This window comes from Rhodobacter sp. (assembly GCA_020637515.1).
Lineage (GTDB): Bacteria > Pseudomonadota > Alphaproteobacteria > Rhodobacterales > Rhodobacteraceae > Pararhodobacter.
Genome location: JACKKG010000001.1, coordinates 360,773 through 380,667, shown reverse-complemented (window position 1 = coordinate 380,667; position 19,895 = coordinate 360,773). Strand labels below are relative to the sequence as shown.

18 protein-coding genes are annotated in these 19,895 nt (G+C 68.3%); 9 read left to right on the top strand and 9 right to left on the bottom strand.

Going from position 1 to position 19,895, the window contains the following annotated elements; genetic code table 11:
* The first annotated feature begins 5 nt into the window (after nt 1-5).
* Together H6900_01875 and H6900_01870 are read left to right on the top strand one after the other, a co-directional pair.
* Nucleotides 6-701 (top strand): rhomboid family intramembrane serine protease, encoded by a 696-nt coding sequence (locus tag H6900_01875; GenBank protein MCC0072016.1) that lies wholly within the window; start codon nt 6-8, stop codon nt 699-701.
* Nucleotides 702-766: 65 nt separating this feature from the next.
* Nucleotides 767-1,006 carry a GlsB/YeaQ/YmgE family stress response membrane protein gene (locus H6900_01870; protein MCC0072015.1) on the top strand — a complete coding sequence of 80 codons (240 nt, stop codon included), beginning with the start codon at nt 767-769 and terminating at the stop codon, nt 1,004-1,006.
* A 20-nt stretch (nt 1,007-1,026) separates the two neighbouring features.
* Here H6900_01870 and murJ read toward each other — a convergent pair whose 3' ends face one another.
* From murJ to H6900_01855, 3 genes are all read right to left on the bottom strand, one after another.
* The gene (gene murJ, locus H6900_01865; protein ID MCC0072014.1) at nt 1,027-2,568 is read right to left on the bottom strand and encodes a murein biosynthesis integral membrane protein MurJ; all 1,542 of its coding nucleotides are present in this window, start codon (nt 2,566-2,568) and stop codon (nt 1,027-1,029) included.
* A gap of 25 nt (nt 2,569-2,593) precedes the next feature.
* The gene (locus H6900_01860) at nt 2,594-5,362 is read right to left on the bottom strand and encodes a [protein-PII] uridylyltransferase (GenBank protein ID MCC0072013.1); all 2,769 of its coding nucleotides are present in this window, start codon (nt 5,360-5,362) and stop codon (nt 2,594-2,596) included.
* Nucleotides 5,363-5,426: 64 nt separating this feature from the next.
* A complete protein-coding gene (locus tag H6900_01855) occupies nt 5,427-6,611 on the bottom strand; it encodes a penicillin-binding protein activator (protein ID MCC0072012.1) in 1,185 nt (394 codons plus the stop codon).
* Nucleotides 6,612-6,710: 99 nt separating this feature from the next.
* On the opposite strand from H6900_01855, the gene rsmI reads away from it, so the two are divergent.
* From rsmI to H6900_01835, 4 genes are all read left to right on the top strand, one after another.
* Nucleotides 6,711-7,613 carry a 16S rRNA (cytidine(1402)-2'-O)-methyltransferase gene (rsmI, locus tag H6900_01850; protein MCC0072011.1) on the top strand — a complete coding sequence of 301 codons (903 nt, stop codon included), beginning with the start codon at nt 6,711-6,713 and terminating at the stop codon, nt 7,611-7,613.
* Complete coding sequence (locus H6900_01845) at nt 7,610-7,963, top strand: YraN family protein (GenBank protein MCC0072010.1); 354 nt, start codon at nt 7,610-7,612, stop codon at nt 7,961-7,963. Before rsmI ends, H6900_01845 begins: the two co-directional genes overlap by 4 nt.
* Nucleotides 7,964-8,060: 97 nt before the next feature.
* The gene (gshB, locus tag H6900_01840; protein ID MCC0072009.1) at nt 8,061-9,002 is read left to right on the top strand and encodes a glutathione synthase; all 942 of its coding nucleotides are present in this window, start codon (nt 8,061-8,063) and stop codon (nt 9,000-9,002) included.
* Complete coding sequence (locus tag H6900_01835) at nt 8,999-9,907, top strand: alpha/beta hydrolase (protein ID MCC0072008.1); 909 nt, start codon at nt 8,999-9,001, stop codon at nt 9,905-9,907. The genes gshB and H6900_01835 overlap by 4 nt, the downstream gene beginning before the upstream one ends.
* Here H6900_01835 and H6900_01830 read toward each other — a convergent pair.
* The 5 genes from H6900_01830 to H6900_01810 all read right to left on the bottom strand — a co-directional run bounded on the left by H6900_01830 (nt 9,867) and on the right by H6900_01810 (nt 16,781).
* The gene (locus tag H6900_01830; GenBank protein ID MCC0072007.1) at nt 9,867-11,387 is read right to left on the bottom strand and encodes a YifB family Mg chelatase-like AAA ATPase; all 1,521 of its coding nucleotides are present in this window, start codon (nt 11,385-11,387) and stop codon (nt 9,867-9,869) included. The genes H6900_01835 and H6900_01830 overlap by 41 nt on opposite strands.
* Before the next feature lie 85 nt (nt 11,388-11,472).
* The gene (locus H6900_01825; GenBank protein ID MCC0072006.1) at nt 11,473-12,150 is read right to left on the bottom strand and encodes a CatB-related O-acetyltransferase; all 678 of its coding nucleotides are present in this window, start codon (nt 12,148-12,150) and stop codon (nt 11,473-11,475) included.
* A 177-nt stretch (nt 12,151-12,327) separates the two neighbouring features.
* On the bottom strand, nt 12,328-13,503 hold the full coding sequence (gene tuf / locus H6900_01820) for an elongation factor Tu (GenBank protein ID MCC0072005.1): 1,176 nt from the start codon (nt 13,501-13,503) through the stop codon (nt 12,328-12,330).
* A 223-nt stretch (nt 13,504-13,726) separates the two neighbouring features.
* A complete protein-coding gene (locus H6900_01815; protein MCC0072004.1) occupies nt 13,727-14,401 on the bottom strand; it encodes a hypothetical protein in 675 nt (224 codons plus the stop codon).
* Nucleotides 14,402-14,477: 76 nt separating this feature from the next.
* Nucleotides 14,478-16,781, bottom strand: a complete 2,304-nt coding sequence (locus tag H6900_01810) for a DNA topoisomerase IV subunit A (protein MCC0072003.1) — start codon at nt 16,779-16,781, stop codon at nt 14,478-14,480.
* A gap of 213 nt (nt 16,782-16,994) precedes the next feature.
* Between H6900_01810 and H6900_01805 the strand changes: the two genes are divergently transcribed.
* Nucleotides 16,995-18,533, top strand: coding sequence for an AAA family ATPase (locus tag H6900_01805; GenBank protein ID MCC0072002.1), 1,539 nt, complete (start codon nt 16,995-16,997; stop codon nt 18,531-18,533).
* A 63-nt stretch (nt 18,534-18,596) separates the two neighbouring features.
* Here the strand turns inward: H6900_01805 and H6900_01800 are convergent, their stop codons facing one another.
* Nucleotides 18,597-18,965, bottom strand: coding sequence for a DUF1127 domain-containing protein (locus H6900_01800; GenBank protein MCC0072001.1), 369 nt, complete (start codon nt 18,963-18,965; stop codon nt 18,597-18,599).
* Nucleotides 18,966-19,060: 95 nt separating this feature from the next.
* Here H6900_01800 and thpR point away from each other — a divergent pair, with 95 nt between their 5' ends.
* Together thpR and H6900_01790 are read left to right on the top strand one after the other, a co-directional pair.
* Nucleotides 19,061-19,600, top strand: coding sequence for an RNA 2',3'-cyclic phosphodiesterase (thpR, locus tag H6900_01795; protein MCC0072000.1), 540 nt, complete (start codon nt 19,061-19,063; stop codon nt 19,598-19,600).
* A gap of 57 nt (nt 19,601-19,657) precedes the next feature.
* Complete coding sequence (locus tag H6900_01790) at nt 19,658-19,894, top strand: Lrp/AsnC ligand binding domain-containing protein (GenBank protein MCC0071999.1); 237 nt, start codon at nt 19,658-19,660, stop codon at nt 19,892-19,894.
* The last annotated feature ends 1 nt before the right edge of the window (nt 19,895 follow it).

Sequence of the window (19,895 nt, the reverse complement as noted above, 5' to 3'; positions counted from 1 at the left end):
ACCCGATGACCGACACCGATCTCAACGCCGCCCCCTTCAACCGGCTGCCCTGGGCGGTCTGGCTGCTGATCCTGGCGGTCCTGGGGGTCGAGGCGGTGCTCTCGCTGGCGGATCTGGGGTTGGTCGGCGGCGCGCAGGGCATCGGCTGGCGCATCGCGGCGATCCAGGATCATGCGTTTTCCAGCGCCATCCAGCAGTCGATGATCGACGGCCACCATTACCTGCCCCGCTTTCTGATGCGCTACGTCACGTTCAGCTTCGTCGCCGGCAACCTGATGCACGCGCTGTTCGGGGCGGTGCTGATCGCCGCCCTGGGCAAGGCCGTGGCCGAGGCGTTCGGCAACCTGCGGTTCCTTGTCCTGGCGCTGGCGGTGCCGGTCGTTGCGGCCTTTGTGTTCGGTCTGGTCACGGCGCAGGATCAACTGGGCTGGCTGTTCGGCGCGATGCCCATGGCCTTTGCGCTGGTCGGCGGCTTCACCTGGCTGAAGGTGCACGAGGCCGGCGCGGACAGGGCCAGGCGGTTGCGCGCCTTTGGCCTGATCGCCATGCTGCTGCTGGCGCGTCTGGCCTTTGGCCTGCTGGCCGAGGGCGGCCCCGCCTGGTTGGCCGAGTTCGCGGCCTTTGCGTTGGCCTATGGCGCCTCGGCGCTGGTGCTGGGCCCGGGAAGCTGGCAACGCACCCGGGCGCGACTGCGGGGATGACCGGAAACCTTGCGTGGCGGTCGGTCCCACCTACATAAAGGGGGCGTCAATCGCAGGAGGGTCAAATGGGTATGGGATGGATCGGCGCGATCGTGGTCGGCGGCCTGGCCGGCTGGATCGCCTCGCAAGTCATGAAGTCCAACACCGGGATCTTGGTCAACATCGTGCTGGGGATCGTCGGCGCGGCGGTCGCAAGCTGGCTGTTCGGCTTTCTCGGCGTCGCGTTCTCGGGCATTCTGGGTTATCTGATCGCCGGCTTTCTGGGCGGTTCGATCCTGATATGGATCGGGCGCAAGGTCTTCTGACCCGGCGCCCCCCCCCTCTCTCAGCCCCGGCGTAGCGCGGCCCGGAAGTCGCTGGGCCGAAAGGCCCCCAGCAGCGCGCCCGACAGCCCGTAGCTGGCCATGCCGGCGAACACCAGCAACGCCAGCGCGCCATAGCGCAGGCCGGGGGTGTCCAACATGGTCTGCAGGACCTGCGTCGCGCCCCAAAGCGCGCCCCCCATCACCGCCGAGGCCGCGACGATGCGGGGCAGGCGGCGGCGCGTCCGGCTGTCGAACCGGGCGGCATCGCCCATCTTGCGGCTGCCGCGCCAAAGCTGCCAGACCATCGCCCAGGCCGACAGCGTGGTGGCCAGCGCGGCGGCGATATAGCCGATGACCGGCGCCAGCCCGACGGCCAGGCCCGCGTTCACCACCATCGACACCACCGCGTAATGGAACGGGCTGCGCGTGTCCTCGCGCGCGTAGAACAGCGGTTGCAGGACCTTGTGCATGACAAAGGCGGGCAGCCCGGCGCCATAGACGGCCAGCGCCAGCGCGGTCGCTGCGGTGTCCTCGGGTTGCCAACTGCCGCGTCCATAGAGCACCGCGACCAACGGCACGGCGATCACCACCAGCGCCACGGCGGCGGGCAGGGTCAGGGCCAGGGCGAATTCGGTCCCGCGGTTGAAGCTGGCGCGCCCACCCTCGGCGTCGCCGGCGCGCAGCCGGCGGCTGAGATCGGGCAGCAGCACCGTGCCGATGGCGATCCCGACGACCCCCAGCGGCAGTTGATAGAGCCGATCGGCATAGGTCAGCCAGGCCACCGCCCCCTCGGTATACGAGGCGACCTGACGGCCGACCAGCAGGTTGATCTGCACCACCCCGCCCGCCAGGACGGCGGGCCCTGCGATCATGAGCAGGCGCTTCAGGTCGGGTGTCCAGCGGGGCAGGCCGGGCCACAGGGTGAACCCCAGCCGGCGCGCCGAAACCCATGTAAAGGCCAGTTGCGCGATGCCGGTGACAGGCACCGTCCAGGCCAGGGTCAGGCCCATGTCCCAGCCCTGCCGGCCGGCGATCAGCATCGCCCCGATGAACATGAGGTTCATCAGAACCGGCACGAAAGAGGCCTCGGTGAAGCGGCCAAAGGTGTTCAGCACCCCCGACAGCAGCGCCACCAGCGAGATGAACAGGATGTAGCTGAACGAGATCCGCCCGAACAGCACCGCCAGCGTGAATCGCTCGTCGCCGGCAAAGCCCGAGGCCATCGCCCAGACAAGCCAGGGCATCGCCAGCGTGCCCAGGATCGAGAACAGCACCAGCACCCCTGCGAGGCCCGAAAAGGCGTCGCGCGCGAACCGCTTCGCGTCCTCGCCGCCCTCCAGCTTTTTGGCGAACATCGGCACAAAGGCCATGTTGAACGCGCCTTCGGCAAAGAAGCGGCGGAACATGTTGGGCAGCGAAAAGGCGACGAAGAACGCCTCGGCCACCGGGCCCGAGCCGAGATAGGCGGCCATCATCACGTCACGCGCAAAGCCCGCGCCGCGCGACAGCAGGGTCCAGCCGCCGACGACCATGACGGACCGGATCAGGCGGATCGGCGTCATCGTCGCGCCCCGCCCCGTTCGCGCCTCATCCTTGCGCCGCCCGCTGCGCGCCGGCCTCGATCGCCGCGCGCAGCTTTTTCTCCAGGGCCTCTTGCCGGGACTTCGCGTGCAGCTTCAGCCCGAACATGTCCTTGACGTAAAAGCTGTCCACGACCTGCACCCCATAGGTCGCGATCACGGCCGAGGCGATGTAGATGTTGTTCGCCGCCAGCGTGCGGGTGAGGTCATAAAGCAGACCGGGCCGGTCGCGGCTGTCCACCTCGATGATGGTGTAGATGTCCGACCCGTCGTTATCGAAGGCGATGTTGGTCGGCACGCGGAACTGGCGTTCGCGTTTCTTGACCTTGTCCTTGTCCTTCAGCGCCTGCGCCGCCACCACCTCGCCGGCAAAGGTGCGTTCGATCATCTTGCGCAGGCGCGGCAGGCGGTCCTGTTCATAGGGGTGCCCCTCGGCGTCCTGCACCCAGAAGATCGCCGTCGCATAGCCGTCTTTCGACGTATAGGTGCGCGCATCGACGATGTTCGCCCCGACCAGCGCCAGCGCCCCCGCCAACCGCGAAAAGATCCCCGGGTGATCGGCCAGCGCGAAACAGGCCCGGGTGGCGTCGCGCCCCTCGTCAGGGTGCAGGTCGATGCGGATCTCGTTGTCGCCCAGCCCGCGCAGAAGATTGGCAAAGACGATATGCGCCTCGGTCGCCAGACCCTGCCAATAGGGGCCGTAGTGGCGCGCGGTCTCGGTGCGCAGGTCCGCGCGCGGCCAGTCGGCCAGCGCCTCGCGCAGGGCGCGCTTGGCCTCGTCCTCGCGGTTGGAGCGGTTCAGGGCCTCGGCGCCGCCCTCGAGCGCGTCGGTGGTCAGCGCGTGAAGCTGCCGCAGCAGCATGGCCTTCCAGTTGTTCCATGTCCCGGGGCCGACGCCGCGAATGTCGCAGACGGTCAGCACCGTCAGCAGATCCAGCCGCTTCTTGGTTTTCACCGCCTTGGCAAAGTCGCGCACCGTGCGCGGGTCGCCCAGGTCGCGTTTCTGCGCCACGTCGGACATCAGCAGGTGGTGGCGCACCAGCCATTCCACGGTTTCGCAGTCTTCGGCGTTCAGCCCCAGCCGGGGGGTCACCCGCCGGGCGATCTGCGCGCCCAGGATCGAGTGGTCCTCAGGCCGGCCCTTGCCGATGTCGTGCAGCAACAGCGCGATATAGAGCACCTTGCGATTGACGCCGGCGTCCAGGATCTTGGACGAGATCGGCAGTTCCTCGACCAGTTCCTTGCGCTCGATCTGGGCCAGGGTGCTGATGCACTGGATGATGTGTTCGTCCACCGTATAGTGGTGGTAGACGTTGAACTGCATCATCGCGACGATGGGTTCGAATTCGGGCAGAAAGGCCGACAGGACCCCCAGTTCGTTCATCCGCCTGAGCGCGCGTTCGGGGTTTCCGTGCTTCAGCAGCAAGTCCACGAAGATGCGCACCGCTTCGGGGTTCTCGCGCACGTCGCTGTCGATCAGGTTCAGGTTCGCGGCGATCAGGCGCATCGCGTCGGGGTGGATCAGCAGGCCGGTGCGCAGGGCTTCCTCGAAAATCCTGAGCAGGTTCAACGGGTTTTTCAGGAAATCCTGGGGGTCGGTCAGGTTCAGCCGGTTCAGATCCACGCGGTAGCCGGATTTTACCGTCTTGCGCCGCCTGAGCAGCCGCAGCAGACCGGGCGCCCGTTTCACATGCCGCGCCTCGAGCCCGGTCAGGAAGATGCGCGTCAACTCGCCCACCTGGGTGGCGTGGCGGAAATAATCCTGCATGAAATGCTCGACCGCGCGGCGCCCGCCGTGGTCCACATAGCGCATCCGCTCGGCGACCTCGGGTTGCAGGTCGAAGGTCAGCGTATCGACCGGGCGGCCGGTGATGTGGTGCAGGTGGCAGCGCACCGCCCACAGGAACGTCTCGGCGGCGCGGAAGCTCTGGTATTCGTCCTCGGTGAAGAATTGATGCCCGACCAGTTCGGCAGCCTTGTTCACGCGGTAGATGTATTTGGCGATCCAGTAGAGGGTTTGCAGGTCCCTGAGCCCGCCCTTGCCCTCTTTTACATTGGGCTCCAGCATGTAGCGCTGGCCGCCCTGCTTCTGGTGGCGGTCCGCGCGTTCGGCCAGCTTGGCTTCGACGAACTCGGCCTGGGTGCCCTTGAACAACTCTTTCCACAGACGGTCGCGCAGCTCATGCGCCAGCGGGGCGTTGCCGGTCAGCAGGCGCATTTCCAGCAGCGCGGTGCGGATCGTGTAATCTTCCTGCCCCAGCCGGATGCAATCGTCGATCGACCGCGAGGAGTGACCGATTTTCAGCTTCAGGTCCCACAGGATATACAGCGTGGATTCGATCACGCTTTCGGCCCAGCCGGTGATCTTGTGCGGGGTCAGGAACAGCAGATCGACGTCGGAATGCGGCGCCATCTCGGCCCGGCCATAGCCGCCCACGGCCATGACCGCCATGCGCTCGCCCAGGGTCGGGGCGCCGTTCGGGTGCAGGTGCCGCTGCGCCACTTGCAAGGCGCAGGTCACCACCGTGTCGGTCAGCCAGGTCTGCGAGCGCACAAAGGCCCGCGCGTCGCGCGGCGCGGCGACGAGGGCCGCTTTCAGCACCTCGTTGCCATGGCGCAGGACCTCGACCAGCGTGCGGACCGCAAAGGCGCGAATCTCGCGCGGGTCGCTCTGCCCGGACAGCCCCTCGGCCAGGGTGCGATCCAGCGCCGCCAGATCGCAGATCGCGTCCGGCTCGCAGATCAGGGGTTCGTCCTCGGTCGGGGCGGGCGGCAGGGCGTAGAGTCCGTCGGCGGCAACGGGCGACGGGGTGGAAGCGGTTTGCGCCACGATGAAACCCTTACGCCCCCATGCCGGCAAAACTGCGCGGCGCCGGGTCCAGGATCACCACCGCGTTGTCGCGGATCGTGGCCAGCGCCAGGCCGCGCTGGTTCGTGCCGTCGGCCAGCAGGCGGAACACGCCGTTCACCCCGACAAAGCCCGAGCTCTGGGTCAGCGAGTCGCGCGACAGGGCCTGCGCCGAGCCGGTGCCCAGCAGCGCACCGATCGCGGCGATCCCGTCATAGGCCAGCCCCGCGATCGGATGCGGACCGCTGCCATAGGCGGCGGTGTAGCGTTGCTCGAACTGGCCGGTCAGCGCGGGGTCGGGCATGGCGAACCACCCCTCTTGCAGGCCGCGCAGTTGCAGCGTCGCGGGGGGCACGTTCCACTGCGTCACACCCATGAACTGGAACTGCGGCCCGGCGATGCGGTTGTCGGGCAGCAACTGCGCCAGAACCGGCAGCGCGCCGGCGCTGTCGGCGGTGAACAGGATCGCCTGCGCCCCCGAGGACCGCGCGGTCGAGGCCAGGCGCGGCAGCGCGGCGACGATTCCCTGCTGCGAGAAGTCGTAGGTCTCGGTCGCGACGATCTCGGCCCCGGTGCCCGCCACGGCGCGGTTGACGGCGGCCAGCATCAACTCGCCCGCGGTCGTGCGCTCGCCGATGACCATGGTGCGCGGCTTGCCGTGTTCGGCGGCATAGGTGAACACCCGGCGCGCGGCGTTGTCGGGGGTCAGGCCCAGCACGAAGACATTGTTGCCCGCGATTGCCGGGTTGTTGGAAAAGGCCAGCACGTTCAATCCGTCGGGGGCCACGGCGGTGCCGACGGCCGTGGCCTCGGCGCCATGGACCGGGCCCAGGATGATGCGCGCGCCCTCGTCCGCGGCCTGTCGCGCCACCTGCGCGGCGACCGCCGGGTCGCCCTGGGTCGAATAGACGCGCAGGTCGATCTGCACGCCCGACAGATCCGCCACCGCCAGCCGCGCGGCGTTTTCGAGCGAGGTCGCCAGGATCGTGTTGCCCTCGTTCGACGAGCCCGCCGGAACCAGCAGCGCCACCGGAACGGGCGCGTTGGTGTCCACCCGGGGCGCGCCCGTGCCAAAGCCCGAGGGCATGCAGGCGCTCAGCGCCAGCAGGCTGCCACCGGCCAGAATGCTGCGGCGGGTCAGGGCGGCGGCAGGGGTGCGGAGGGGTTTGGCGCGCATCGAATTCCTCGGTGTGTCAAGGGCGGGTTGCGGCGGCTTGCGCCGCGCGACACAGTATTGAACGCACAAGATGAAGTAAACGCATGTAACGGGGCAGACATGAGCGATGGGCAGGAAGATGATCATGCGGGGGCGGGCTACGGCCCCGCGCGCGGCCGGGTGCCGCCGGGGTTGCATCTGGTCTCAACCCCGATCGGCGCGGCGCGTGACATCACGCTGCGCGGGCTGGATCTGTTGGCCGGCGCCGATGTGCTGGCGGCCGAGGACACCCGCAGCCTGCGCCGCCTGATGGAGATCCACGGCGTGCCGCTCAAGGGGCGGCCGCTGATCGCCTATCACGACCACAACGGCGCGCAGGTGCGGCCCCGGTTGATAGCTCTGCTGGCCGAGGGCAAGTCGATCGCCTATGCGTCCGAAGCCGGGACGCCGTTGGTTGCCGATCCCGGTTTCCAACTGGCCCGTGCCGCCATCGCCGCGGGGCACAGCGTGCTGGCCGCGCCCGGGGCCTCGGCGGTGCTGACGGCGCTGGCGGTCGGGGGGCTGCCGACCGACCGCTTCTGCTTTGCCGGCTTCCCGCCCGCACAGGGCGCCGCGCGCAAGGCCTGGCTGGCGGAACTGGCACCGATCCCGGCGACCCTGGTCTTGTATGAATCGCCCAAACGCATTCACCGCCTGTTAACGGAACTGCGCGAGGCTTGGGGCGGGTCACGCGACGGCGCGCTGTGCCGCGAACTGACCAAACGGTTCGAGGAGGTGATTCGCGGCACGCTGGATGACGTCGCCGCCGCCATCGAGGGGCGCGACCTGAAGGGCGAGATCGTGCTGCTGGTCGGGCGCGCCACCGACCGGGGCGATCCGGCCGCCGATCTGGACAGCGCCCTGGTGGCGGCGCTGGACGAAAGCTCGCTGCGCGAAGCCGTGGACCGTGTGACGGCGGCCACGGGGCTGCCGCGCCGTCAGGTCTATCAACGCGCGCTCGCGCTGTCGAAGGAGGGGGAATGACCGGATCGCTGTCCTATCACGCCGGCCTGTCGGCCGAAGGTCAGGTCGCGCGCGACTATCTGCGCCGGGGCTATGTCCTGGCCGCCCGTCGCTGGCGGGGTGCGGGCGGCGAAATAGACCTGGTGCTGCAAGGGGGCGACGGCTTTGTTTTTGTCGAGGTCAAGAAAAGCCGCAGCCACGCCCGTGCCGCGGAACGACTGTCGGCGCGCCAGATCCTCAGGTTGCGGGACGCCGCGGCCGAATACCTGGGGCAGGCGCCCGCCGGCGCCCCCGGCGACGCGCGCTTCGATGTCGCGCTGGTGGATGCGGTCGGACGGATTCACATCGTCGAGAATGCGCTCATCGGTTGAGCGTGCGGGACCTGCAAGGCGTTGAAACTTTGCTCTGTCTGGGCCATCTATCGGCTGGGGCACATCGCCCCGATGACCGGCAGGAGGTATCATGGCGCTGCGTATCGCTTTCCAGATGGACCCGATCCAGGGCGTGAACATCAACGCCGATTCGAGTTTCCGCCTGGCCGAGGAAGCCCAGGCGCGCGGCCACGCGCTGTGGGTCTATACCCCCGACAAGCTGACCTTCGACCAGGGGCGCGTGGTGGCCCGGGCCCATCCGTTGCAGGTTCAGCGCGTTCAGGGCGACCACGCCCATCTGGGTCCCGAGGAACGCGTGGACCTCGCCGGGATGGATGTGGTCTGGCTGCGCCAGGACCCGCCCTTCGACATGGCCTATATCACCACGACGCACCTGCTGGACCTGATCCGCGACACCACGCTGGTGGTGAACGATCCGTTTTGGGTGCGCAACTACCCTGAGAAATTGCTGGTCCTGCAATTCCCCGACCTGACGCCGCCGACGATGATCGCCCGCAGCCTGGACGAGATCCGCGACTTCAAGCATCGCCACGGCGACATCATCCTGAAGCCGCTCTATGGAAACGGTGGCGCCGGGGTGTTCCGGTTGGACGCGGGCGACCGCAACCTGTCCTCGTTGCATGAAATGTTCACCAGCTTCTCGCGCGAGCCGATGATCGTGCAGAAATTCCTGCCCGCCGTGTCCCAGGGCGACAAGCGCGTGATCCTGGTGAACGGCGAGCCGGTCGGCGCGATCAACCGGGTTCCGGCTGCCGGAGAGACGCGCTCGAACATGCATGTCGGCGGGCGCCCCGAGAAAATCGGCCTGACCCAGCGCGACCGCGAGATCTGCGCCGCCATCGGCCCCTTGCTGCGCGAGCGCGGCCAGATCTTTGTCGGCATCGACGTGATCGGCGACTGGCTGACCGAAATCAACCTGACCTCGCCCACCGGCATCCAGGAACTCGAGCGGTTCGACGGCATCAACGTCGCCGCCCGGATCTGGGAGGCGATCGAGGCAAAGCGCGCACGCGAATGACCTGGCAAGCCGAAGCCCTGCGCTGGTTCTCGCGCCACGTCATGCGCCCGTCGCTGGCCCGTGAACGCACGCCCGAGGCCGCGCGCGCGCATTTCGATCTCAATGCGCGGCGGCTGTTCCGGCCCCCACCGTTAAGCCTGATGCAGCAGGGTTCGGTGGGTGGCGTCCCGGGCCTGTGGGTGTCGAACCGTCCCCACGTTGAAGGGGCCATCCTGTATTTCCACGGCGGGGCCTATATCCTGGGGTCCTCGCGCAGTCACGCGCCCATGCTGGCCGAAATCGCGCGCCGCACCGGGCTGCGCGCCTTTCTGCCCGACTACCGGCTGGCGCCCGAGCACCCGTTTCCCGCGGCGTTCGACGATGCACTGGCGGCCTGGCAGGGGTTGCTGGCGCAGGGCTACGCGGCGAACCGGATCTTGCTGGGGGGCGATTCGGCGGGCGGCGGGCTGGCCCTGGCGCTGCTCAGCCAATTGTGCCGCGCGGGGACGCCGCCGGCGGGGGTGTTCGCGTTCTCGCCCTGGACCGATCTGACGTTCTCCGGGGCCTCGCTGGTGACCAATGCCTCGCGCGACCAGTTGCTGCCCGCGCACCGACTGACCGCCGTGCGCACCGAAATTCTGGGCGGCGCGCGCCCGGGCGACGCCGACGACCCCCGTTTGTCGCCGCTGCATGCGGCCTTTCCGGGGGCGCCGCCGGTCATGATCCACGCCGCCGAGACCGAGATTCTGCGCGACGATGCGCTGCGGATGCGCGGGCGGTTGCCCCATGCCGAAATCCGCATCGCGGGCGACCTGCCGCACGCCTGGCCGATCCTGCACAACTGGCTGCCCGAGGCCCGCGCGACGCTGGATCAGACCGGCCGTTTCATTCTGGGCTGCCTGCCGGCTGCGTCAGACGAAAGCTGACCGCCTCGGCGACATGCGGCAGGCGCACCTCGGCGCTGGCGTCCAGATCGGCGATGGTGCGCGCCACGCGCAGGACCCGGTGATAGCCCCGCGCGGTCAGACCGAACCGGTCCGCGACCCGTGCCAGCAGCGCGCGCCCTTCGGCGTCCGGGGTGGCGACCGCTTCGAGCACGGCCCCTTCGGCATCCGCGTTGACGCGCACGCCCGGGTGGTCGGCAAAGCGGGCCTCTTGCCGGGCGCGCGCCTGCGCCACGCGGGCAGCGATGGTGGCGGACCTGTCGCCGGTGGCGGGCAGGTCCAGGTCCGACCAGGCCACAGGCGGCACCTCGAGCCTGAGGTCGAAACGGTCCATCAACGGCCCCGAGATGCGGCCGAGATACTCCTCGCCGCAGGCCGGCGCCCGGTTGCAGGCCCGCGCGGGTTCGGCCAGATAGCCGCAGCGGCAGGGGTTGGCCGCGGCAACCAGCAGAAACCGGCAGGGATAGCGGGTGTGCGCGTTGGCGCGGGCGACGATCACCTCGCCGGTTTCGATGGGCTGGCGCAGCGTTTCCAGGACGGTGCGCGGGAATTCGGGGAATTCGTCCAGGAACAGAACGCCGTTGTGCGCCAGGCTGATCTCGCCTGGCCTGGCGTTGCGCCCGCCCCCGACGATCGCCGCAACCGAGGCGGTGTGATGGGGTTCACGGAACGGGCGGCTCCGCGAGATCCCCCCCTCGTCCAGCAGCCCGGCCAGCGAATGAATCATCGAGGTTTCAAGCGCCTCTGCGGGGCTGAGAGGCGGCAGGATGCCGGGCATCCGCGCCGCCAGCATGGATTTGCCCGAGCCGGGCGAGCCCACCATCATCAGGTGATGGCGGCCGGCGGCGGCGATTTCCAGCGCCCGCTTGGCGCGTTCCTGTCCCTTGACGTCGCGCATGTCGCGCGACGTCGGGTCGGGCATGACCTCGCCGGGGGTGGCGCGGGGCAGCGGGGCCTTGCCGGTAAAGTGGTGGATTGCCTCGGTCAGGCTGGCCGGCGCGTGGACCCGGGCCGCGCCGACCCAGGCGGCTTCGGCGCCGCAGGCGCTGGGGCACAACAGGGCGCAGTCCTCGGCCGCGGCGGTCATCGCGGCGGGCAGGGCGCCCACCACCGGCACCAGCGTCCCGTCGAGCGAAAGCTCGCCCATCGACACGCAATTCGCCAGATCCTCGGCCGGGATGATGCCGAGGGCAGCCAGCAGCGACAGGGCGATGGGCAGATCGAAATGCGAGCCTTCCTTGGGCAGGTCGGCGGGCGACAGGTTGACGGTGATCCGTTTGGGCGGCAGTCCGATGGACAGGGTCGAAAGCGCGGCGCGGACCCGTTCGCGCGCCTCGCTGACCGCCTTGTCGGGCAGGCCGACCAGTTGAAAGGACGGCAGGCCCGGGGTCAGGACGCATTGTGCCTCGACCAGACGGGCCTCGATTCCGTCGAAGGCGACCGTGCGCGCGCGTGCCAGCATTCCCGTCCCCCGTTTGCCGCGATCTTCGTCGTTAACCCGTTAGGAAAAGGTTAACGGCCCCCGAGGCAACGCGGCGCGGCGCGTCTCAGTCCGCGGGTCGCAGCCTTTCCAGCGCTGCCAGGTCGGCCCCTTCGATCGCGGGCAGGGCGGCCAGGATCCGGGCGACCGGCCAGTCCCACCAGGCCAGCCGCAGCAGCCGCGCGATATCGCCGGGCGGAAAGCGGTGCTTGACGACACGCGCCGGATTGCCGGCGACGACCGCATAGGGCGGCACATCGCGGGTGACCACCGCGCAGGCGGCAACGATCGCACCGGCCCCGATGGTGACACCGGGCAGCACGCGGGCCTCGAACCCCAGCCAGACGTCGGGGCCGACGACAGTGTCGCCATGGGTCGCGGCCTCGGCAAGATAGGGGCCGGTTGTTGCCATGTCGTAAATGCGGAACGGATAGGCGCTCAGGCCGCCCAGGGGGTGATTGGCGGAACTGGTGATGAACCGCACGCCATGGGCAATCTGGGCAAAGCGGCCGATCCGCAGGTGCTCAGGCGCACCCGGGTAGAGATAGGGGGCCAGATGCGCGGCCCAGTCGGTGACCTGGCCAAAGTCCGACGCATAGGCATAGTCCCCGACGCTGATGTTCGGGTGGTCGATCACGGCGTGCAGGAACACCGTCCCCGGCAGTGCGGTGCCGTCCGGCAGCACGATGGGGTGGCGGGTCAGGGGCGGGGGCAGGGCCGAAGGGCCCGGTTGGAAATCCGGCATGGACAGTCCTTTTCCTTGAAACCGAAGGGCGGGTTCAGGTGGCGGTCTGGTCCATGGCGGCGATCTCCTGTCGCCGGGCAGTCTAGCGGGGCCCGGGCAAAAAGCAAAGGCGCGCCAGCGCAATGCCGGCGCGCCCGTGACAGGATGGGCTTTGTCGCCCATCCTGTGGTTTCCGCGTTACTTCAGGATTTTCGAGACGACGCCGGCGCCGACGGTGCGGCCGCCTTCGCGGATGGCGAAGCGCAGCTTCTCTTCCATCGCGATCGGGGCGATCAGCTCGACCTCGAACTTCAGGTTGTCGCCCGGCATCACCATTTCCGTGCCTTCGGGCAGCTTCACCGTGCCGGTCACGTCCGTCGTGCGGAAGTAGAACTGCGGGCGGTAGTTGCCGAAGAACGGCGTGTGGCGGCCGCCTTCTTCCTTGGTCAGGATGTAGGCCTCGGCCTCGAACTGGGTGTGCGGCGTCACCGAACCCGGCTTCGCCAGAACCTGGCCACGCTCGACACCGTCACGATCCACGCCGCGCAGCAGCGCGCCGATGTTGTCGCCCGCTTCCCCGCGGTCCAGCAGCTTGCGGAACATCTCGACGCCCGTGCAGGTCGATTTCTTCGTCGCGCGGATGCCGATGATCTCGACTTCGTCGCCGACGTTGATCACGCCACGCTCGACACGGCCGGTCACCACCGTGCCGCGGCCCGAGATCGAGAACACGTCCTCGATCGGCATCAGGAACGGCTGGTCAACGGCGCGCGCCGGCGTCGGGATGTATTCGTCAACCGCGGCCATCAGCGCGCGGATCGAATCCTCGCCGATTTCCTTCATCTCGCCGATCATCGCCTGATAGGCCGAGCCCTTGACGATCGGAATGTCGTCGCCCGGATACTCGTAGGACGACAGCAGCTCGCGCAGCTCCATCTCAACCAGTTCGATCAGCTCTTCGTCGTCAACCAGATCGACCTTGTTCATGTAGACGACCATGTAGGGGATGCCCACCTGGCGGCCCAGCAGGATGTGCTCGCGCGTTTGCGGCATCGGGCCGTCCGAGGCCGCGCACACCAGGATCGCGCCGTCCATCTGCGCCGCGCCCGTGATCATGTTCTTCACATAGTCCGCGTGGCCGGGGCAGTCGACGTGCGCGTAGTGACGCGCTTCGGTCTCGTATTCCACATGCGCCGTCGAGATCGTGATCCCGCGCGCCTTTTCTTCCGGCGCGCCGTCGATCTGGTCATACGCCTTGAAGTCGCCGAAGTATTTCGTGATCGCCGCCGTCAGCGTCGTCTTGCCGTGGTCAACGTGACCGATCGTCCCGATGTTGACGTGCGGTTTCGTCCGTTCAAACTTTGCCTTCGCCATGATGGCTTCTCCTCAAGTCTTGGTCGGCGCGGCGGGGGGAAACCCGCCTTCCCGGTTGTCGATCGCGGCGGGAAGAACCCCGCACTTCGGCGAGCCGCGTCGCGCGCGACTTATAGGCGGAATCGGGAAAAATCAAGCGCATTGGCGCGGGGCACGGACAGTTTCCGTCCTTTTCGCCAAGGGCCGCCGCCAGTGCGGGCGACGGGTGCGCGCCCGGTCCGGATCAGCGCCGCCCGCAGCTGGGCGCGCCGTCGCCATTGGCGGCCCGGGCGCCCGCGGGCGCATTGCCGGACGGGCTCGGCGCGGTCTCGTCCGCGGCGGCGGTTTCGGTGTCGGCGGCGTCTTCGGGGTGGTCGAACCATTCGGGGTGTTCAGCCATCCAGTCCTCGATCCTGAGGGCCGCGTTGCGCGACAGTTGCTGCATCTGCTCATCCGCGCTTTGCGTCAGCCCCGAACCGATGATGCCCGACGCGCCCGCGCTTTCCAGCACGGTCATCTGTTCGTGTTCCTCGTTCAGGGCCCGGCCCAGGCGATCGTCCCAGACATCGACCGAGGTGATCAGCGCCGAACGCGGCGAGGCGACCAGCGGAACGCCCGGCACCGCCAGGACATAGGCGTCGATATGCATCGCGATGTGATACAGCCGGTCGCCTTCGTAGCGTCCGAAGCGGCGGTCGATCTCGTCGCGCAGGTGATCGGCGAAGACATCGAGGTCAGCCTCGCGCGAGAGCGGGCCCTTCACGGCGTCATTCGTCGTGACGATGTTGTAGCACAGCCGGAAGTCGCCCAGTTCGGGCCGCATTTCCCCCAGTTCGGCGCCGTTGCGCGAACAGGCCGAGGCCAGAAGGCCAAGCGCCAGAAGGGCGGCCGGTTTCAGAAACGAGGTGGCGTGCGGCATGGCTGGAATCCCGTCGGCTTTGGCCAAGGCTTAACGGGATTCCCCCGACATGGCAACGCCGGGGGAAGGGCGGGTGTCAGCCGAAGCGGTTGTCGCGCGGGAACCCGCGCGGCGCCATGCGGCCCGTTCCCGCGCGTTTGCTCAGCCATTCGCCCAGGTCGCCCTCGTGCCGGGTGCGGCCGGCGGGGTCCTTCCACGACAGACCGTCGGCCAGGGTCAGCGTTGTCAGGTCGCTGAGGCCGCCGTCCTTGAACTTTTGCAGCCGCACGCCCTTGCCGCGCGCCATCTCGGGCAATTCGTCCAGCGCAAAGACAAGCATCTTGCGGTTTTCGCCCACCACGGCGACGTGATCCCCCGCGACCGGCTTGCAGATCAGTGCGCGCGCGCCGTCGCGCAAGTTCAGCACCTGCTTGCCCGCGCGCGTCTGGGCCAGCATCTCGTCGGCGGGCAGGATGAATCCGTCCCCGTCCGACGAGGCCACGATCATGCGCGCACCGGGCTGGTGCAGGAACAGATCGACGATCTGCGCCTCTTGCGGCAGGTCCACCATCAGCCGCAGGGGTTCGCCCATGCCGCGCCCGCCTGGCAGGTTGGCGCCCAGCAACGTGTAGAACCGCCCGTTCGACCCGAAGAGCACAATCTTGTCGGTGGTCTCGGCGTGCAGCGCAAAGGCGCCTTCGTCGCCATCCTTGAACTTGAACTCGCTGTCCAGCGCGACATGGCCCTTCATGGCGCGGATCCAGCCCATCTTCGAACAGACGACGGTGATCGGCTCGCGCTCGATCATGGCCTCGGGCGCCAGGACCTCGACTTCGCCGGCCTCGGCAAAGGTCGTGCGGCGCTTGCCCAGTTCGGTGCCCTTGCCGAACTGGTCGCGCACCGCGGCCAGTTCCTCGCCAATGCGTTTCCACTGGCGCGATTCGGATTGCAGCAGGTCGTCCAGGTCCGCGCGTTCCTTCAACAGCGCGTCATGCTCCTTGCGCAGCTCCAGTTCCTCGAGCCGGCGCAGGCTGCGCAGCCGCATGTTGAGGATCGCCTCGGCCTGCAATTCGGTCAGTTCCCCGTCACCCGGCGCGGGGGCGACATAATCCTTTTCCGAGATCGCGCGCGGGAACGTCCGACCCCAGGTCTCGCGCATCAGCGCGTCGCGCGGCGCCTCGTCATAGCGGATGATGTCGATCACCCGATCGAGGTTCAGATAGGCGATGATGAAGCCTTCCAGCACCTCGAGCCGATGGTCGATCTTGTCCAGCCGGTGCTGGCTGCGCCGTTGCAGGACCGCGCGGCGGTGGTCCAGAAAGGCGCGCAGCACCTCGCGCAGGCCGCAGACCTTGGGCGTGCGGCCGTCGATCAGCACGTTCATGTTCAGGCTGAACCGGATTTCCAGATCGGTGACGCGCATCAACATGCCCATCATCTGGTCCGCGTCCACGTTCTTCGAGCGCGGCTCCAGCACGATGCGCACGTCGTCCGCCGATTCGTCGCGCACATCGGCCAGCAAAGGGACCTTCTTGGTCTGGATCACCTCGGCCAGCTTCTCGATCAGCTTGGATTTCGGCACCTGATAGGGGATCTGGGTCACCACCACCTGCCAGGAGCCGCGCGGCAGGTCCTCGCGCCCCCATTTGGCGCGCAGCCGGAAACTGCCCCGGCCCGAGCGGTAGGCCTCGAGAATGCTCTCGCGCGGTTCGACGATCACGCCGCCGGTCGGGAAATCGGGGCCCGGTATCATCGCCACCAGGTCGTCGTCGGACAGCGCCGGGGTCTTGATCAGCGCCAGGCAGGCGGCGACCAACTCGTCCAGATTGTGCGGCGGGATGTTGGTGGCCATGCCGACCGCGATGCCGCTCGATCCGTTCGCCAGAAGGTTCGGAAACGCGGCCGGCAGCACCACCGGCTCGTCCAGGGTGCCGTCGTAATTGGGGCGGAAATCGACCGCGTTCTCGGCCAGCCCTTCCAGCAGCGCCTCGGCGGCGGCGGTCAGACGGGCCTCGGTGTAGCGGCTGGCGGCGGGATTGTCGCCGTCGATGTTGCCGAAATTGCCCTGCCCGTGGACCAACGGGTAGCGGATGGTGAAATCCTGCGCCAGACGCGCCATCGCGTCATAGATCGCGGCGTCGCCGTGCGGGTGATAATTGCCCATCACGTCGCCGCTGATCTTGGCGGACTTGCGAAAGCCCCCGGTCGCGGTCAGCTTCAACTCGCGCATCGCGAACAGAATGCGCCGGTGCACCGGCTTCAGCCCGTCCCGCGCGTCGGGCAAGGCCCGGTGCATGATCGTGGACAGCGCGTATTGCAGATAGCGTTCCCCCAGCGCACGGCGCAGGGGTTCGGCCAGAGGGGTCTCGGGCGTCTCGTCGGGGGGCAGGTCGTCGCTCATGCCCCCGGTCATAGCCGCTCTGTCGCACAAGGGGAATCCGGTTTTTCACGCACCCCGGCCAGGCCCCGTCTTTGTGCCCCAAATATCCCGGGGGGTCCGGGGGGCAGCGCCCCCCGGCCGGCCCAACGGGAGGGACAGGATCTTTCGATCCTGCGCCCGACGGGCGGGAGCCACCGCTTCCCTCCGGCCCGCCCTTCCCCTATGGTCGCGCGCATGACCGATGCCGCCCTTTCCCTGACCTTTTCCGACGACCAGGCGGCGGCCTGGGACCGGCTGGCCGACCTTCTGGCGAAAGCCGGGATCGACATTCTCGACGAAACCACCGCGCCGCCCGACCCCGACGGCGACAGCGCCGTGCTGGCGGTTCTGGGCAAGGCTGGCTCGGGCAAGACGATGCTTCTGTCCGAACTGACCAAGGCCCTGGTTGCGGCCGGGGTCGATACGGTCAGCGGCGATTACGAGGGCAAGCGCCGAAAGGACCGCCGCACCCTCGCCATCCTAGCGCCCACCAACAAGGCGGCCTCGGTGCTCAGGAATCGCGGCGTGCCGGCGACGACGATCCACCGCATCCTCTACACCCCGGTCTACGACCCCGAATACGAAAAGATCGCCGAATGGCTGGAAGGCGCGGGTCCGCGCCCCGATATGCCCGACCTGGGCGATACCGCCCTCGACCGGGCCAAGGCGTTCTACGACACCGTGAAATCGATCCCTGGCGCGCTGGCTGCGGCGGGTCTGCGGGGGTCCGATTTCATCAAGGGCTGGAAACGGCGCGAAGACCCGCTCGATATCGGCTTCATCGACGAAAGCTCGATGCTCGACGCCCGCCAGATGGAGGACCTGTCCGAAATCTTCCAGACCCTGGTGCTGTTCGGGGACCCCGCGCAGCTGGCCCCGGTGGGGCAGTCCGGCGAGATGGTCTTCGACACCCTTCCCGCGGCCCAGAAACTTGAGCTGCACCGCGTGCACCGCCAGACGCAGGACAACCCGATCCTCGATCTGGCGCACGCCCTGTCCGACCCCGCGCTGGAATTCGAGGCCTTCGAACGGATGATCGAACAGGCCGCGCGGCGTGACGACCGGGTGGTCTGGGCACAGCGCGTGGAAAGCGACCTGATGGCGCGTTCGCCGGTGCTGGTCTGGCGCAACGCCACGCGCATCAAGCTGATCCACGCCTTTCGCGCCGCCCACGCCGCCCCCGAGGCCGAGCTCCTGCCCGGCGAACCCCTGATCTGCGACGGGCTGGAACTGCCGCTGAAGCACCGCAAGCGCCGCATCGACCTGGAGGCCCGGGGTCTCATCAAGGGCGCGCAATGCGTCTACCTGGGGCCGGGCAAGCGTCCCGGATTCTCGCGCCTGCATGTCTTTGGCGCCGAAGAGCCGCAGGTCTCGGCCGCGTCCATCATCAAGATCGAGAAAGAGGGCGAGGAAGAGCCCTTCATCCCCTACGCGGCGCATATGGGGGCGGCGTTCCTGCACGGCGCGGCGGTGACGATCCACAAGGCGCAGGGCAGCCAGTGGCCCGAGGTCCAGGTCTTTGCCCCCGACCTATACGCCGCCGCCCGCGCCGGCCGCACCGAGGCCGGCATCCCGCTGTGGAAACGTCTGGCCTATGTGGCGATCACCCGCGCCGAGCACCGGCTGCTGTGGGTGGTTCGCAACCGGCTGGGCCGACCCTCTGGCCCGCTCAGGATCGACGATCTGGGCGGCGCGCCGGCCCCGTTCGCTCTCGAACTTCAAGACGAGGGTTGAGACAGGCCCACCGGCCCACCGCCCCGCCCGATACCCCGTCACGCCCCGGCAACAGGCCGCGCCTTACGCCGAGGCGTAGCGATCCGACAGCGCCGCAAAGGCGCCAGCGTTCGGGCAGAAGCCGACCTCGGGGATCTCGCCGGTGATGCGGTTCACCATCGTGCGTTCGCAGGTCGCCAGATCCTGGCAGTGGTGGCAGCTGTGCAGCATCTCGTTCCAGAGGTCACGCTGCCGGGTGAGCGTGTCCTCGGACAGCCCGAACACCCGCCCCATCGCGGCGACCCGTCCCGGCACGTCGTCGGGCAGGGCGGTCAGGGCCTCGGCCTGGGCGCGGGTGACGCCCAGATCGGCGAGATCCCGGTCGCTCATGGCGCGGATGTCGTGCAGGTCACGGCTGCGCCGGAACAGTTTCATGAAGCGTTCCATCATCATCGCGGACCTCCTCGGTTCGATCAATCCGGGGCCAGTCTTCACGATTCTCCGCATGAAACCTTGATCTGGCGCAACCCGGCCGCTAGGCCTCGGGTATGATCCGCGCCTTTCTTGCCCTGCCCGTGCCCGAATCGATCCTGCATCGGTTGACGGCGGTGCAGCATCGGTTGCCCCTGCCGCGACCGCTGGACCCTGCGGGTTTTCACATCACGCTGGTCTTTCTGGATCGTCAGCCGGAGTCCGTGCTCGAGGATCTGCACCACGCGATCGCGGCGCTGGCGCTCTATCCGCCGCTGTTGCGCCTGGACGGGTTGGGCACCTTTGGCGGTGACACGCCCGAGGCGCTGCATGTCCGCATCGCCGGCGACGCGCGGCTGAACGCGATCCAGATGAAGACCGTTCGCGCCGCCCGCGCGATGGGCATCGCGGTCCCGGCGCGCAAATTCGTGCCCCATGTCACACTGGGCCGGTTCCGCGCGGGAGAGGCCCAGCCCGACACCCTGGCGCGCGCCATGCAGGCGGTCGAACCCGTGACCTCGGACCTGTGGCTGGCCGAGGAGATGGTGCTCTACCGGTCCACGTTGCGCCCCGAGGGCCCGGCCTATGACGCGCTTGCCAGCTACAGGCTCGGCTGATCTTGCGTGGCGCCGCGCCGCTGCCTAACCTGCGCCCCGAAACCAGGAGACCCGTCCATGCATTGCGTCTTTGTCCAGTTCCGCTGCACCCCCGGCAAGACCTACGAGGTCGCCACCGCCATCTATGACCGCGAGATCGTGTCGGAACTCTTTTCGACGTCGGGCGAATGGGACCTCATCGCCAAGGTCTACATCCCCGAAGGCGAAGATGTCGGCCACTACCTGGCGCAGAACCTGTTCGACGTGCCCGACATCTCGCGCACCTTGACCACCATGACCTTCAAGGCGTTCTGAA